The organism is Chromobacterium sp. INPA-IVC (assembly GCF_059047085.1).
In genome coordinates this window covers 168,200-182,224 of record NZ_JBTNLS010000001.1, presented here as the reverse complement: position 1 = coordinate 182,224, position 14,025 = coordinate 168,200, and the positions used below count along the sequence as shown (strand labels likewise).

The 14,025-nt window shown below is 64.1% G+C and carries 14 protein-coding genes; 1 reads left to right on the top strand and 13 read right to left on the bottom strand.

Features of this window, described 5'->3' with window-relative positions; all coding sequences use genetic code 11:
- The first annotated feature begins 3 nt into the window (after positions 1 to 3).
- Complete coding sequence (locus ACX17K_RS00880; protein WP_493773287.1) at positions 4 to 2,208, top strand: ATP-binding protein; 2,205 nt, start codon at positions 4 to 6, stop codon at positions 2,206 to 2,208.
- A gap of 58 nt (positions 2,209 to 2,266) precedes the next feature.
- Here the strand turns inward: ACX17K_RS00880 and ACX17K_RS00875 are convergent, their stop codons facing one another.
- From ACX17K_RS00875 to uppS, 13 genes are read right to left on the bottom strand one after another with little or no spacing between them, the layout of a single operon-like run.
- Positions 2,267 to 2,482 (bottom strand): hypothetical protein, encoded by a 216-nt coding sequence (locus tag ACX17K_RS00875; protein ID WP_021477844.1) that lies wholly within the window; start codon positions 2,480 to 2,482, stop codon positions 2,267 to 2,269.
- 26 nt (positions 2,483 to 2,508) lie between these two features.
- Positions 2,509 to 3,012, bottom strand: coding sequence for a DNA-deoxyinosine glycosylase (locus ACX17K_RS00870; protein WP_493773286.1), 504 nt, complete (start codon positions 3,010 to 3,012; stop codon positions 2,509 to 2,511).
- A 1-nt stretch (position 3,013) separates the two neighbouring features.
- Entirely contained in the window at positions 3,014 to 3,601 is a 588-nt protein-coding gene (gene rnhB, locus ACX17K_RS00865; protein ID WP_231163822.1) for a ribonuclease HII, read from the bottom strand.
- Positions 3,592 to 4,764 carry a lipid-A-disaccharide synthase gene (gene lpxB / locus ACX17K_RS00860; protein WP_021477847.1) on the bottom strand — a complete coding sequence of 391 codons (1,173 nt, stop codon included), beginning with the start codon at positions 4,762 to 4,764 and terminating at the stop codon, positions 3,592 to 3,594. The genes rnhB and lpxB overlap by 10 nt, the downstream gene beginning before the upstream one ends.
- A gap of 4 nt (positions 4,765 to 4,768) precedes the next feature.
- The gene (lpxA, locus tag ACX17K_RS00855) at positions 4,769 to 5,545 is read right to left on the bottom strand and encodes an acyl-ACP--UDP-N-acetylglucosamine O-acyltransferase (protein WP_493773285.1); all 777 of its coding nucleotides are present in this window, start codon (positions 5,543 to 5,545) and stop codon (positions 4,769 to 4,771) included.
- Between the two features lie 2 nt (positions 5,546 to 5,547).
- A complete protein-coding gene (fabZ, locus tag ACX17K_RS00850; protein ID WP_104947085.1) occupies positions 5,548 to 6,000 on the bottom strand; it encodes a 3-hydroxyacyl-ACP dehydratase FabZ in 453 nt (150 codons plus the stop codon).
- The gene (gene lpxD / locus ACX17K_RS00845; RefSeq protein ID WP_493773284.1) at positions 5,993 to 7,039 is read right to left on the bottom strand and encodes a UDP-3-O-(3-hydroxymyristoyl)glucosamine N-acyltransferase; all 1,047 of its coding nucleotides are present in this window, start codon (positions 7,037 to 7,039) and stop codon (positions 5,993 to 5,995) included. The genes fabZ and lpxD overlap by 8 nt, the downstream gene beginning before the upstream one ends.
- Before the next feature lie 51 nt (positions 7,040 to 7,090).
- Positions 7,091 to 7,576, bottom strand: a complete 486-nt coding sequence (locus ACX17K_RS00840) for an OmpH/Skp family outer membrane protein (RefSeq protein WP_493773283.1) — start codon at positions 7,574 to 7,576, stop codon at positions 7,091 to 7,093.
- A gap of 18 nt (positions 7,577 to 7,594) precedes the next feature.
- Entirely contained in the window at positions 7,595 to 9,910 is a 2,316-nt protein-coding gene (gene bamA / locus ACX17K_RS00835) for an outer membrane protein assembly factor BamA (RefSeq protein ID WP_493773282.1), read from the bottom strand.
- Between the two features lie 9 nt (positions 9,911 to 9,919).
- Positions 9,920 to 11,263 carry an RIP metalloprotease RseP gene (rseP, locus tag ACX17K_RS00830; RefSeq protein WP_493773281.1) on the bottom strand — a complete coding sequence of 448 codons (1,344 nt, stop codon included), beginning with the start codon at positions 11,261 to 11,263 and terminating at the stop codon, positions 9,920 to 9,922.
- Positions 11,257 to 12,441 carry a 1-deoxy-D-xylulose-5-phosphate reductoisomerase gene (gene ispC / locus ACX17K_RS00825; protein ID WP_493773280.1) on the bottom strand — a complete coding sequence of 395 codons (1,185 nt, stop codon included), beginning with the start codon at positions 12,439 to 12,441 and terminating at the stop codon, positions 11,257 to 11,259. Before ispC ends, rseP begins: the two co-directional genes overlap by 7 nt.
- 16 nt (positions 12,442 to 12,457) lie before the next feature.
- Positions 12,458 to 13,264 (bottom strand): phosphatidate cytidylyltransferase, encoded by an 807-nt coding sequence (locus ACX17K_RS00820; protein WP_493773279.1) that lies wholly within the window; start codon positions 13,262 to 13,264, stop codon positions 12,458 to 12,460.
- Positions 13,265 to 13,268: 4 nt separating this feature from the next.
- Complete coding sequence (gene uppS / locus ACX17K_RS00815) at positions 13,269 to 14,024, bottom strand: undecaprenyl pyrophosphate synthase (protein ID WP_115617142.1); 756 nt, start codon at positions 14,022 to 14,024, stop codon at positions 13,269 to 13,271.
- Position 14,025 lies beyond the last annotated feature (1 nt).

The following is a 14,025-nucleotide window of genomic DNA, read 5'->3' as shown; positions in this document are numbered from 1 at the left end:
GCCATGACCCAGGGCAAAGAGCAATCCACTTCCTGGCGGATGCTGGCGGCCATCGGCATCACCCTGCTATGCGTGTTCGCCGGAGCCGCCTATGTCCAGCACCGGCAATCCCAAACGCTCACCAGCGCGGTGCTCTATCAGGACGACAACATCACCTGGGCCTACTTCCAGCTGGAGGCGGAGAATCTCCATCTCCGCGCCGCCCTGCACGCGGCGCAACACGCCCAAATCACCCCGGACCAGTTGCAGCAGCGCTACGACATCTTCGTCAGCCGCATCGGCATCATACGCGGCGGCCAATACCGGCTGCTGCTGCAGGACCAGCCGCAGTACTTGCTGATGCAAAGCCGGCTGGATGCCTTCGTCCGTCAGGGCGACGCCTATTTCAGCGTAGCGCCGGCGGTCCACAACCCTGGCCGGCTGGGGCGGCTGGAACAACTGTCCGCCTCCTTGTCCGACGGCCTGCACGACCTGTCCCTGCTGGCCAACCAGGCGGCCGCCCTACAGGTGGACAATCGAAACCGCACCATGCAGCAATACATCACGGTCAGCAATTGGCTGATGAGCTTTGAATGGGTGCTGATCTTCGGTTTCGGCTTCACCGTGATCCGGCAATTGCGGCAACTGGAGAAGCGCCGCCGGGCGCTGGAAACGCTGACCGATAGCCTGGAGGGGGCCCGCAGCCAGGCGGAAGCCGGCAGCCTGGCCAAAAGCGTCTTCCTCGCCAATATGAGCCACGAAATACGCACGCCGCTCAATGGCGTGCTGGGCATGCTGGCGCTGCTGGCCGACACCCACCCCAGCGTCAACCAGGCCAACTACATCCGCATGGCCGAAGAGTCGGCGCGCCACTTGTTGCTGCTGCTGAACGACGTGCTGGACGCGAGCAAGCTGGAATCGGGCAAGCTGGAACTGGCGCCGGTCACCTGCAACCTGGCCTATCTGCTGCGCCAGGTGGCCAATCTGATGAGCGCCCAGGCGCAGGCCAAGGGCCTGATGCTGAACCTGGACATGGCATCGGAAATTCCGGAATGGGTGGAGCTGGACCCGACTCGTCTGCGGCAGATATTGCTCAATCTGCTGAGCAACGCCATCAAGTTCACCGAGCGCGGCGGCGTCACCGTTCACGCGTCGGCGCCGCAGGGAGAGCAGCCCGGCACGGCCCAGCTGCTGCTGGTGGTGACCGACACCGGCATCGGCATGGACCAGGCCACCCAGGCGAAACTGTTCAAACGCTTCTCCCAGGGCGACGGCTCCACCGCCCGCCAGTACGGCGGCAGCGGCCTGGGCCTGGAGATTTCGCAAAACCTGGCCCGGCTGATGGGCGGCGAAATCTCGGTCAGCAGCGTTCCCGCCCAAGGCAGCTGCTTTCAGCTGACGCTGCCTCTGAGGGTGATCGACGCGCCGGACATCCCTGCCGAGGCCATCGAACCCTTCGCCGGCCACGACACGCTGAGCCGGCCGTTGAAAATCCTGGTGGTGGACGACAACGCGGTCAACCGCAAGTATCTGCAAGCGCTGCTGGAAAGGCTGAACCAGCAGCCAACGCTGGCTTCGGACGGTCCCGAAGCGCTGCGTCTGGCCGCAACCCAACCCTTCGATCTGGTGCTGATGGACCTGCACATGCCGGGCATGGACGGCGTCAAGACCGCGCGCGGACTGCGGGAGAAGGCGCTGACACCCAGGATGCCCATCGTCGCGCTGACCGCGGACGCCTTCCCGGAAACGCGCCAACAGATGCTGGAACAGGGGCTGGACGACTTTCTGACCAAGCCGCTGAGCCGCGATCAGCTGTTGGCGGTACTGCAGAAACAGTTTCCGCCGGCGCCCAGCGCCGCGCCGCAACCAAGGGAAGAACCAGTCCTCGACGCGCGCACCATCACGGACTTCGTCGAACTGCTATCCGATGAGCAATACCGGCAGTTGGTGGAGCAATATTTCGCCAGTCACCAGGAGTCGGTCCGGCAATTGCGGCTCAACCAGCGGCAACCGGATCGGGAAAACCTGTTTCATCTGGCTCATGGCATGAAAGGCGGCGCGGTGACGCTGGGCTTCGCCAGCCTGGCCCAGCGCTGCCAGGAACTGGAAAGCCAGTCGCTGCAATCCAATTGCGCGCCGGCGCCGCAGATCGCGCAGGTGATCGCCCAATTCCAGGCCACCCGGCAAGCATGCGTCGAGCAGGGACACCTGGACAATCCTGCGGATTAGGCTCGCCGCCAGCCAGTCCGGGCGCGGGTTCGCGGCATGAAGGCCGTTAGGGAAGCGATCAGGCCACCCGCACCAGCCGGCCGCCATCCTGCTCCGGCGTTTCGAAGCGCTTCCAGTCCACGATCATCACCTGGCTGAGACCGCACTCCCCGGCCAGCTGCCCCTCGATTTCCTCCAGCACCTGATGGCTGTGGATCACGCCATTGATGGCGACTTCCGCGCGACGCATCACGCTGTCGTCCGTGGTGACAAACCAGATGCAATAACGGTTCATCGGCAACCCTCCGGCTGGGTGCGAAATTACGCTGACAAGTCTAAATATCGTTCCAACTGCCGCCAGACCGCAAGTTTTGCCTCGTAGGCCAGCGTATGCGCCGGGCTGGACGAGGGCAAACGCGCAACGGCGAGGCCCAGTCCGGCCAGCTGCGCTTCCGCCTTGGCTGCGGTCGCGCCGTTGAAAGCCACCGCGCGCAAGGCGGGCAGGCTGGCGACGAAATCGCTCAGGTCGTTATGCTGGATTTCCCTCAGATCGGCGTCCAGGCTGCCCTTGCGGCTGGCCTGAGCCACTACGTCCCACAGGCCCACGCCGGACTCGCGCAAGGCCATCAGGCGTTCGTCGTAGGGCAGGGAAACCAGATCCCGTCCCAGCACTTCGCCCAGCAAGCGCCAGAACTGGTTGCGCGGGTGGGCGTAGTACTGGCTGGCTGCCAGAGAGGCGTCGCCGGGCAACGATCCCAAAATCAACAACCGGGTATCGGCGTCCGCCACCGGCGGAAAACAGCGCTTGCCGCCCTGCTCCGCCATGTTAGAACAAGGCTCCCTGGTGGCTGGCCAGCCAGGCCCTGACCGGGCCGAAGGTCTTCCGGTGCGCCGGCAGGACGCCGTGAGCTTCGATGGCGGCCAAATGCTCGGCGGTGGGATAGCCCTTGTGGCGGGCAAAACCGTATTGCGGATGCAAAGCATCCAGCGCCACCAGCTCGGCGTCGCGCGCGGTCTTGGCCAGGATGGACGCGGCGGAGATGGCCGCCACCTTGGCGTCGCCCTTGACGATGGCCTCGCCCGGCACCGGCAGATGCTTGGGCACGCGGTTGCCGTCGATCTGCGCCAGGTCCGGGCGCACCGGGAGCCCCTCCACCGCGCGCGTCATGGCCAGCATGGTGGCGTGCAGGATGTTGAGCTTGTCGATCTCCTCGACGCTGGCGCTGGCGATGCACCAGGCCAGCGCGTCGCGCTTGATCAACTCCGCCAGCGCGTCGCGCTTCGCTTCGCTCAACACTTTGGAGTCGGCCAAACCGGCGATGGGCTTGGCCGGGTCGAGAATGACCGCCGCGGTGAAGACCGCGCCGGCCAACGGCCCGCGGCCGGCCTCGTCGACGCCGCAAATCAATGGCATCGCGCCACCTCCAGCACCGCGCGCGCGGCGCGGGTGGCGGTATCCTGCTTCAAAGCCAGATGCAGCTCGGTGAAAGCCTTTTCCATATCGGACCGCGCCGCGGAGTCCGTGTAAAGCCGTTGCATCTCTTCAGCCAGCTTTTGCGGCGTGGCTTGCTTCTGCAGCAGCTCCGGAACCACGAACCGGCCGCATAGGATATTGGGCAAACCGACGTACGGCAGCCTGATCTTGCGCTTGACCAGCCGATAGGTGAAGGCGGACAGCTTGTAGCTGATCACCATCGGCCGCTTGGTCAACGCCACCTCCAGCGTCGCCGTGCCGCTGGTGACCAGCACCACGTCGCTGGCGATGGTCGCCATCTGCGCATGGCCGAACAGCCTGCGGATGGGCAGATCGCGCGCCTTGAAGCGGTACAGCATCTGCTCGAACTGATCCATGGTGGCGCGGGTGGCCAGCGGCACCAGGAACTGGGCGTCCGGATACTCGCGGAGCAGCAGGCGCGCGGTATCCAGATAGATGGGCGCCATGTATTCCAGCTCGCTCCGGCGGCTACCCGGCATCAGCGTGAACACCGGCACGCCCTGCGGCAGTCCCAGTTGGTCTCGCATCGCCTCCTTGTCCGGCTCCAGCGGTATCTCGCTGGCCAGCGGATGGCCGACATAGGTGACCGGCACGCCGGCCTGGCGGTACAGCGGCGGCTCCATCGGGAACAGGCACAGCACATGGTTGACCGCGCGGCCGATCTTCTGAATGCGCTCCGGCCGCCACGCCCATACCGACGGGCTGACATAGTGCACGGTGGGAATGCCGGCCTTCTTCAATCCGGCCTCCAGGCCCAGATTGAAATCCGGCGCGTCCACGCCGATGAACACGTCCGGACGCTCCGCCAGTAACTGCTCGCGCAGCCGGCGGCGAATCTTCAGCAACTCGGGCAGGCTCTTCAACACCTCGGAATAGCCGCGCACCGCCAGCTTCTCCTGCGGCACCATGCTGTGGAAGCCGCGAGCCTCCATGCGCGGGCCGCCAATGCCGGCGAATTCGATATCGCTCCGATGCGCGCGCAGCGCGTCCATCAAATGGGCCGCCAACAGGTCGCCGGAAGCCTCTCCGGCCACCATGGCGACCTTCAGCGCGCCCTTTCGCTTGAACAATTGATCGCTCATAAGCTCAGCGGATGATGCCTCGCGCCGATTGACCGAAGAAGCGCACGAACGGCTCCAGCTCGACATGCCCTTCGCCGGCCTCGGCCAAAATGGCTGTCTTGGCCTCGTCGTAGCTCAAGCCCTGGCGATACAAGGTCTTGTAGGCGTTGCGCACGCGGCGGATCTGCTCCGGCGTGAAGCCTCGGCGCTTCATGCCCTCGGCATTGATGCCGGAAGGCACCGCGCGGTTGCCATGCGCCGTCACGTACGCCGGGATGTCCTGCGCCACCGCGCTTGCGAATGCCGTCATCGCATGCTCGCCGACGATGACGAATTGATGCACGCTGGTGAAACCGCCCAGGAACACCCAGTCGCCCAGATGCACGTGGCCGGCCAGCGTCGCGTTATTGGCCAGGATGATGTGGTTACCTACTTGGCAATCGTGCGCGATATGCACGTAGGCCATGATCCAGTTATCGCTGCCGATGCGGGTGACGCCGCCATCCTGCACCGTGCCGGTGTTGAAGGTGCAGAACTCGCGGATGGTGTTGTTGTCGCCGATTTCCAGCCGGGTCGGCTCGCCCGCGTACTTCAAGTCCTGCGGGATGGCGCCCAGCGAGCAGAACTGGAACACGCGGTTGTTCTTGCCGATGGTGGTATGGCCTTCAATCACCACGTGGGGGCCGATCCAGCTGCCGGCGCCGATGCTGACGTTGGGGCCAATGATGGTGTAAGCGCCGATTTCGACATCGTCGGCGATCTTCGCCTTGGGATCTACGATTGCGGTCGGATGGATGGCCATGCTTACACCTCGCGGCGAGCGCACATGATTTCGGCTTCGCAAGCCACCTGGCCGTCCACCAGCGCGCGGGCGGCGTATTTGCCGATGCCGCGCTTGACGGTCATCTGCGTCACTTCGAACACCAGTTGGTCGCCCGGCACCACCTGGCGCTTGAAGCGGGCATGGTCGATGCCGACGAAGAAGTACAATTCGTTCTCCGAACGCTCGCCCTGGCTCTTGATCGCCAAGATGCCGGCGGCCTGGGCCAGCGCTTCGATGATCAGCACGCCCGGCATCACCGGATATTGTTCGAAGTGGCCGGCGAAGAACGGCTCGTTGATGGTGACGTTCTTCAGCGCCTTGATGCGCACGTTGGGCTCCAGCTCGGTGACGCGGTCAACCAGCAGGAACGGGTAACGATGCGGCAGGCAGCGCATGATCTCGCGGACATCGATCGAGACAGCGTGTTCACTCATGAGGTTCTTCCTTCGATTTTTTCAGTGTTTCCAGTTCCCGCTCAAGCTGCTTCACGCGCTTGGCGAAATCGTCCAGATGGCGCACGTGGACGGCGTTGGACAGCCAGTCCTTCATGCTTTGCAACGGGTAGGAGGACGCGTAGTTGCCGGCCTCCTTAATCGACTTCGACACCAAGGTGCCGCCGCCGATATGGGTGCGGTCCGCCACTTCGATATGGCCGACGAACATCGCCGCGCCGCCAACCGTGCAGCGCGCGCCTATCTTGGTGCTGCCGGCGATGCCGACGCAGCCGGCGATGGCGGTATGCTCGCCGATTTCGACGTTATGGGCAATCTGCACCAGATTGTCTATCTTGGCGCCTTTGCGGATCACGGTGTCCACCAGCGCGCCGCGGTCCACCGTGGTGTTGGCGCCGATCTCGACGTCATCCTCCAGCACCACGCGGCCGGTTTGCGGGATCTTGAACCAATGGTCCTTGTCCCAAGCCAGGCCGAAGCCGTCGCCGCCGATCACGCTGCCGGAATGCACGCCGACGCGGTTGCCGATCACGCAGCCATGATAGACGGTGACGTTGGGGTAAAGCGTGACGTCGTCGCCGATCAGGCAACCATCGCCCACCACCACGCCGGGCATGATGCGGCAACGCTCGCCGATGACGACGTTGTCGCCGACGGTGGCGTTGGCCGCGATCTCGCTGCTCTCGCCTATCCGGCAGCCCTCGCCCACCACCGCGCGCGGATGGACGCCGGCGCGCGGCGCCTTCAGCGGATGGAACAAGGTGGCCAGACGCGCGAAATAAAGGTAGGGATCGGCCGCCACGATCAGCGAGCGATCCGGCAGCTCGGCCGCCAGCGCTTCGGTGACGATCAGCGCGCCCGCCGCGCTCTCCTGCATCTGCCGGCGGAATTTGGCGCTGGCGACGAAAGCGATCTCATCGGCGCCCGCCAGTTCCAGCGGCGCCAGACGGAGCACGTCCCGGTTCTGGCCGCGCAGTTCTCCGCCCAGCTGCTCTACGATATGTTCGAGTGTGTAGGACATTAAAAACAAAGCCGACTCGGGGTCGGCTTGCTCCGGTAACGGTTTAAACGACTACTTGTCCAGCTCTTTCAGCACTTGCGGCGTCAGATCGAACTTGGGATTGATGTACACCGCTTCCTGCAGGATCAGGTCGTAGTTCTCGCGCTGGGCGATATCCTTGACCGCGCGGTTGGCCCGCTCGGTCACGCCGGCGAACTCCTCGTTGCGGCGCTGGTTGTAATCCTCGGCCAGCTCACGGGACTTGGCGCGGTAATCCCGGTCCAAGCCCGCGTACTCGCGCTCGAAACGCTTGCGGTCATCCGGCGGCAGGCTGTTTTTCGCCAGCATGGATTCCAGATCCTTGGCGCGCGTCTCCATCTTCTTCAACTCATCGCGGCGGCTGGAGAATTCCTTGTCCAGTTTCTTATAGATGGCGACGGATACGCCGGCTTCGCGATAAATGCGCTCGATGTTGACGAAGCCCAGCTTGAAGTCGGCGGCATGAACCGGCAGCGCCGCCACGCTCAGCACTGCCAGCCACCATTTCAATGCTTTCATGATCTCATCCTGTAACGGTTAGAACGCCGTGCCCAGCTGGAATTGGAAGCGCTGCACCTTGTCGCCCTGCTCTTTCTTCAGCGGGTTGGCGATACTGAACTTCATCGGCCCCATCGGCGACAGCCAGGTCAGCGCCAGGCCCACGGAGTAGCGGAACCCATCGCTAGGCGAGCTGGTGATGCCCTGCGCTTTTTCCGCCGCCGTCAAATTGGTGTTCCACAAGGTGCCGGCGTCGAAGAACAGGCTGGTGCGCAGCGACTTGTTGTCCTTCATGCCGGGGAAGGGGAACAGGATTTCCGCATTGGCCACGACCTTGCGGTTGCCGCCCAGATAGGAGTTGGCCACCGAATCGTACGGGCCGATGCTGCTGCTGTCATAGCCGCGCACCGAACCCAGGCCGCCCATGTAGTAGTTCTTGAAGAACGGCAGCTGTCTGGTCTTGCCATAGCCGTCAGCATAGCCCAACTCGCCATTCAGCATCAGCGTGAAGTCCTTCGACAGCGGGAAGAACCAGGTCTGTTGATGGGTCAGGCTGTAGTACTGCAGCGAACCGCCCGGCAGGCCGAAGTCGGCGTTGACGCGGATGCTGGCGCCGCGGGTCGGCCACAGCGCGCTGTCGCGGGTATCGCGGCCCCAACCCACCGTTCCCAGCAGGGTATAGTTGCTGCTGCCGTACTGATTGACGAAGTCAATGTACTGCTGCGGGCTGTTGCTGTAGGTGGTGATGTCGGTCTTTTCCGCGCCAATCGTGAAATTGATGCGGTCGTACTCGGTGATCGGCACGCCGAAACGCATGTCGGCGCCGGTGGTGCTGGTCTTGTACGCGGAGATCGACGTGGCATCCGGGTTGTAGACGCGGTTGTACAGGTCGTAGCCCAGGCTGACGCCGTCTGGCGTGAAATACGGATCGGTGAACGACAGCGAGTAGTTCTTGTTCACCTTGCCGGTCGACATGCCCAGCGACATGTACTTGCCGGAGCCGAAGATATTGCTCTGGGAGATGTTGGCGCCCAGCACCAGGCCTTCGCCCTGCACATAGCCCAAACTGCCCGAGATGCTGCCGGTGGAGCGCTCTTTCAAGCCAATGTTCATGTCCACCTGGTCCGGCGCGTCCGTCACCGCCGGCGTTTCGACGTTGACGTCCTCGAAGTAGCCGAGCAGCTCCAGGCGCTCCTTGCTGCGCTTGACGTTGGCGGCGTTGTACGGCGCGCCCTCAAGCTGGCGCAGCTCGCGGCGGATCACTTCGTCGCGGGTCTTGCTGTTGCCGGCCACGTTGACTCGGCGCACGTAGGTCTTGCGGCCCGGATCGACGAAGAAGGTGAACGCGGCGGTCTGCTTCTCGCGATCGATGTCCGGCAGCACGTTGACGTTGGCGAAGGCGTAGCCCTCGTTGCCAAGGCGGTCGCTCAACGCCTTCACCGACTCGGTCACCTTCTCGTTGTTGAAGGTGTCGCCGCGCTTGACCTGCAGCAGCTTCATCAATTCGGCTTCCGGCACCTTCAGGTCGCCGGCCAGGCGCACGTCGGACACGGTGAACTTCTTGCCCTCGTGCACATTGATGACCAGATACATGTCTTTCTTGTCGGCGCTGATCGAAACCTGGGAGGAGTCGATGCCGAACTCCATATAGCCCTGGTTCTGGTAGAAAGCCTTCAGCTTCTCCAGATCGCCGGTCAGCTTCTGCTTGGAATACTGGTCGTCCTTGGTCATCCAGGACAGCCAGCCGCCGGTGGTCAGGCTGAACTCGTCCAGCAGTTTGGACTGGGCGAAGGCGTTGGCGCCGACGATGCGGATTTCCTTGATGCGAGCGGTCACGCCCTCATTGATGTCCAGCGTCACCGCCACGCGATTGCGCTCCAGCTTGGTCACGCTGGGGGTGATTTCCACCGAATACTTGCCGCGGCTGTAATACTGGCGCTTCAGTTCCTGCACCGCGCCGTCCAGCAAGGCCTGGTCGAAAATCAGCGATTCGGCGAAGCCGTTGTCCTTCAGCGCCTTCTTCAGCTGGTCCTTGCTGAATTCCTTGGCGCCGTTGATGTTCAGCTGGGTGATCACCGGGCGCTCCGCCACGGTGACGATCAGCGTGCCGCCGCGGCTTTCCACGCGCACGTCGTTGAAGAAACCGGTGCCGAACAGCGCCTTGATCGCTTCTTTGGCCTTGGCATCGGTAAAGGTGTCGCCCACCTTGACCGGCAGATAGTTGAAGACCGTGCCCGGCTCGGTACGCTGCAGGCCTTCAACGCGGATATCTTTGATCACAAACGGATCTGCAGCCATGGCAACGGTGGCCATGGTCAGGCCCATTACGGCCACTGCGAGTCGCTTCAATTTCATAAATGTGTTTTAACCCCCAAATAGGCGGCTGAAATCGTTCAGCATGGCAAATGCCATCAAAGACGCCAGCAATATGAAACCAATCTTTTGTCCGAGCAATTGCACCCGTTCGCTGACGGGCTTACCTCTGACCAGCTCCGCGACATAATACATTAAGTGGCCCCCATCCAGAACCGGTATGGGAAGCAGATTCAACACGCCGATGCTGACGCTGATCAGCGCCAGGAATTCCAGATACGGCGTCAGACCCTCGCGGGCGGTCTGGCCGGCCACGTTGGCGATGGTAAGCGGACCCGACAGATTGTTCAAAGAAGCGCGGCCGATCAGCATGTTGCCGAGGAATTTGACGCTCATCCACGCCGTCTCGCCGGTCTTGGCCCAGGCGGCGGCGAAAGCCCCGGCGGCGTCGTAATGCCGGACAAAGGACAGCTGGTCGCTCCAGGCGCGATCCGGCGACGGCCCCACGCCGATGCGGCCGACCACCTCGTCGTCCTGCGCGACCGCCTGCGGGCGCAGCTTAATCTCCAGCGGCTTGCCGGCCCGCTCGACGCGCACCGTCAATTCCTTGCCCGGACTGTTGCGCACCACGTGCACCCACTCTTCCCAGTTCCGGAGCATCACGCCGTTCACCGCCTGCAGCTTGTCGCCCACCTTGAGGCCGGCTTTGGCCGCGACACCCTTCTCCTCCAGCACGCCCACCTGCGCCAAGAAACGCGCCGGGGATACGCCAGGATCGCCCTGCTGCAGGGCCTGCTCCGCCTTCTCGCCGAAACGGCGGGCATCGATGTCGCGCCGCTTCTTGGCGCCGGACGCGTCCTGCACCTCGACCCGCACCGTGGCGGAAGACATCGCTGCCTCGACGATGCCCAGCCTAACCTCCTGCCAGCTGGCGACGGGCCTGCCCGCCACGCTGAGGATGCGATCGCCTTCCTTGAAACCGGCGGCGGCGGCCGGCGTCTGCTCGACCACAGTGCCCACCAGCGGATGCAATTGCGGCACGCCCTGGGCGATCACTGCCCAGTACAGCAGCGCCGCCAGCAACAGATTGGCCAGCGGCCCCGCGGAGACGATGGCCATGCGCTTGAGCACATGCTGATTGTTGAAAGCCCGCGGACGATCCGCCTCGTCGACCAGACCCTCGCGCTCGTCCAGCATTTTGACGTAGCCGCCCAGCGGAATCGGGCACACCACCCACTCCGTCTCGCGCGGGCGGAAGCGCAGCAACGGCGAACCGAAACCAATGGAGAAGCGCAGCACCTTGACGCCGCATAGCTTGGCCACCCAGTAATGGCCCAACTCGTGAAAAGTCACCAATAGGCCGATGGCCGCCAGGAACGCCAGCAGCGTCAGCATGCCGCCACCCTGCCCTCGGCGAAACGACGCGCCTCCTGGTCACGGGCCAGCAAGCCCTCCAGACTGTCGCTCGCCGCGCAGGACACGCCGGCCAGCGCGGCGGAAACCACGCGCGGGATGTCGACGAAACGCAGCCGCCCCTCCAGGAACGCCGCCACCGCCACCTCATTGGCGGCATTCAATACCGCCGGCGCGTCGCCGCCCATTTCCAGCGCGTCGAACGCCAGTTGCAAACAAGGGAAGCGCTCAAGATCCGGTTTCTCGAACGTGAGATCGGACAGAGCGAAGAAGTCCATGGGCTCCACGCCGGCGTCGATGCGCTCCGGCCAGGCCAGCGCGCAGGCGATCGGCGTGCGCATGTCGGGCGAACCCAGCTGCGCCATCACCGAGCCGTCGCGGTACTGGACCATGGAGTGGATCACGCTTTGCGGATGCACCGCCACCTCGATCCTGCTGGGCGGCACGTTGAACAGCCAGCGCGCCTCGATCACCTCCAGGCCCTTATTCATCAGTGTGGCCGAATCGACGGAAATCTTGCGGCCCATGCTCCAGTTGGGATGGCGGCAGGCATCGTCCGGCGTGACGTGAAGCAGATCGGCAGCCTGGCGGCTGCGGAACGGCCCGCCCGACGCGGTAAGAATGATCTTGCTCACGCCCGCGGCGTCGGGATTGGCGGCGTAATCGGCGGGCAGCGATTGAAAGATGGCGCTGTGCTCGCTATCCACGGGCAGCAGCGCCGAACCGCTGGCGCGCACGGCATCCATGAACAGTCGGCCAGCCACCACCAGCGACTCCTTGTTGGCCAGCAGCATGCGCTTGCCAGCCCGCGCCGCGGCCAGCGCCGACGGCAAGCCGGCCGCGCCGACGATGGCCGCCATCACCGCATCCACCTCCGGCAACGAAGCCACCTGGACCAGCGCGTCCGCGCCATGCAGCACTTCAGCGCTCAGACCGGCACCCGCCAGCCGCGCGCGCAGATCCGCCGCGGCAGAACCGTCGGCCGCCACCAGATAGTCAGGACGAAAACGGAGAGCCTGCTCGAACAGCTTGTCGAGCTGGCGATGGGCGGTCAGCGCCACCACGCGGTAGCGCTCCGGATGACGGGCGATCACATCCAGCGTATTGCAGCCTACGCTGCCGGTCGCCCCCAGTACGGCAATACCCTGAGGTTTGGTCATTGCTATGTTTCCAGAATTACATGCCGCCCAGCGCGCGCAGGGCGTTGCTGACCGCCAGCACGGCGATCAGGCTGTCGATGCGGTCGTAGACGCCGCCATGGCCCGGCAGCAGCCGGCTGCTGTCCTTGATGCCCGCCGAGCGCTTGAACCAGGACTCCAGCAAATCGCCGCACACGCTGACCGCGGTCAGCGGCAGCGCCAGCAACAGCAGGCCCCACAGCGGCAGCTTGATGTCCAGCCAGCCGAAATGATCAACCAAGGCGACGTAGATCGCCACGCAAACCACCGCGCCGTAAACGCCTTCCCAGCTTTTGCCTGGGCTGATGGCCGGCGCCAGCTTGCGTCGTCCGAAAGCCTTGCCGGAGAAATAAGCGGCAATATCGGCTACCCATACCAGGCCCATCACGGCCAGCAGGGCCAGCGCGTCATGCGCCGTGGCATTGGGGCGCCACTCGAGAAAAGCGAACCAGGCCGGCAGCATCAGCGCCCAGCCCAGCATCCAGGCCGGCAGGCCTGACGGCATTTTCCAGCGCTTGGCCAGCCAGGCCGGCACCAGCAGCAGCCACAGCGCCAGCACGGCGCCGTGCTCGAAGCCCTGCATCCGCCAGTGGCCGAACCAGGCCGCGGCGGCGAACAGCGAGGACAGCGCAAGATAGCACGCCTGCAGAGGGAGGGACATCCCGACCATGCGGGCATACTCCCACAGCGCCAAAACAACGATCAACCAGGAAAACCCCGCCCAGGCCGCGGCGGGGAACAGAAACAGCGCCGCCAGCATCAGCGGCAGCAATACGAGCGCGGTGAGAATTCGCGTTATCAGCATGAAGTCAGAGCTTGTCTCGGCGCAGGTGCTCGGGCAATTGCTCGCTGGTGCGGCCAAAGCGACGCTCCCGCTGCCAGTAGGAGTGGATCGCCTCCTGCAGCGCCGCCTTGTCGAAATCGGGCCACAGCAGGTCGGTGAAGTACAACTCGGAATACGCCAGCTGCCACAACAGGAAGTTGCTGATGCGCTGCTCGCCGCCGGTGCGGATGAACAGATCCGGCTCCGGCGCCCACGCCATGCCGAGACGCTCCGTCACCATCGCCTCGGTGATGGCGGACTGCCCCTCGGCGATCAGCTGGTTCACTGCGTGAACGATATCCCAGCGGCCGCCGTAATCGGCGGCGATGGTCAGCACCAGCCCGTCGTTGTCGGCGGTCTTGGCTTCGGCGCGGTCTATGCGTTCGGACAGCTCGGCGCTGAAGCGCTCGCGCGAACCCAGCACTTTCAAGCGGATATTGTTGTTGTGGAGTTTGGAGACTTCATGCTCGAGGGCGCGCAGAAACAGGTCCATCAGGAAAGACACTTCTTCCTGCGGCCGCCGCCAGTTCTCGGTGGAGAAAGCGAACAGCGTCAGATAACCGACGCCCATTTCCTTGCAGGCCTTGACCACCTCGCGCACGGCGTCCAGACCGCGCTTGTGGCCGGCCACGCGCGGCAAGAAGCGTTTCTTGGCCCAGCGGCCATTGCCATCCATGATGATGGCGACATGCCGGGGCGGCTCGCACCCCTCCGGCACGGTTTTCGAAGAACCGGAAAACAAG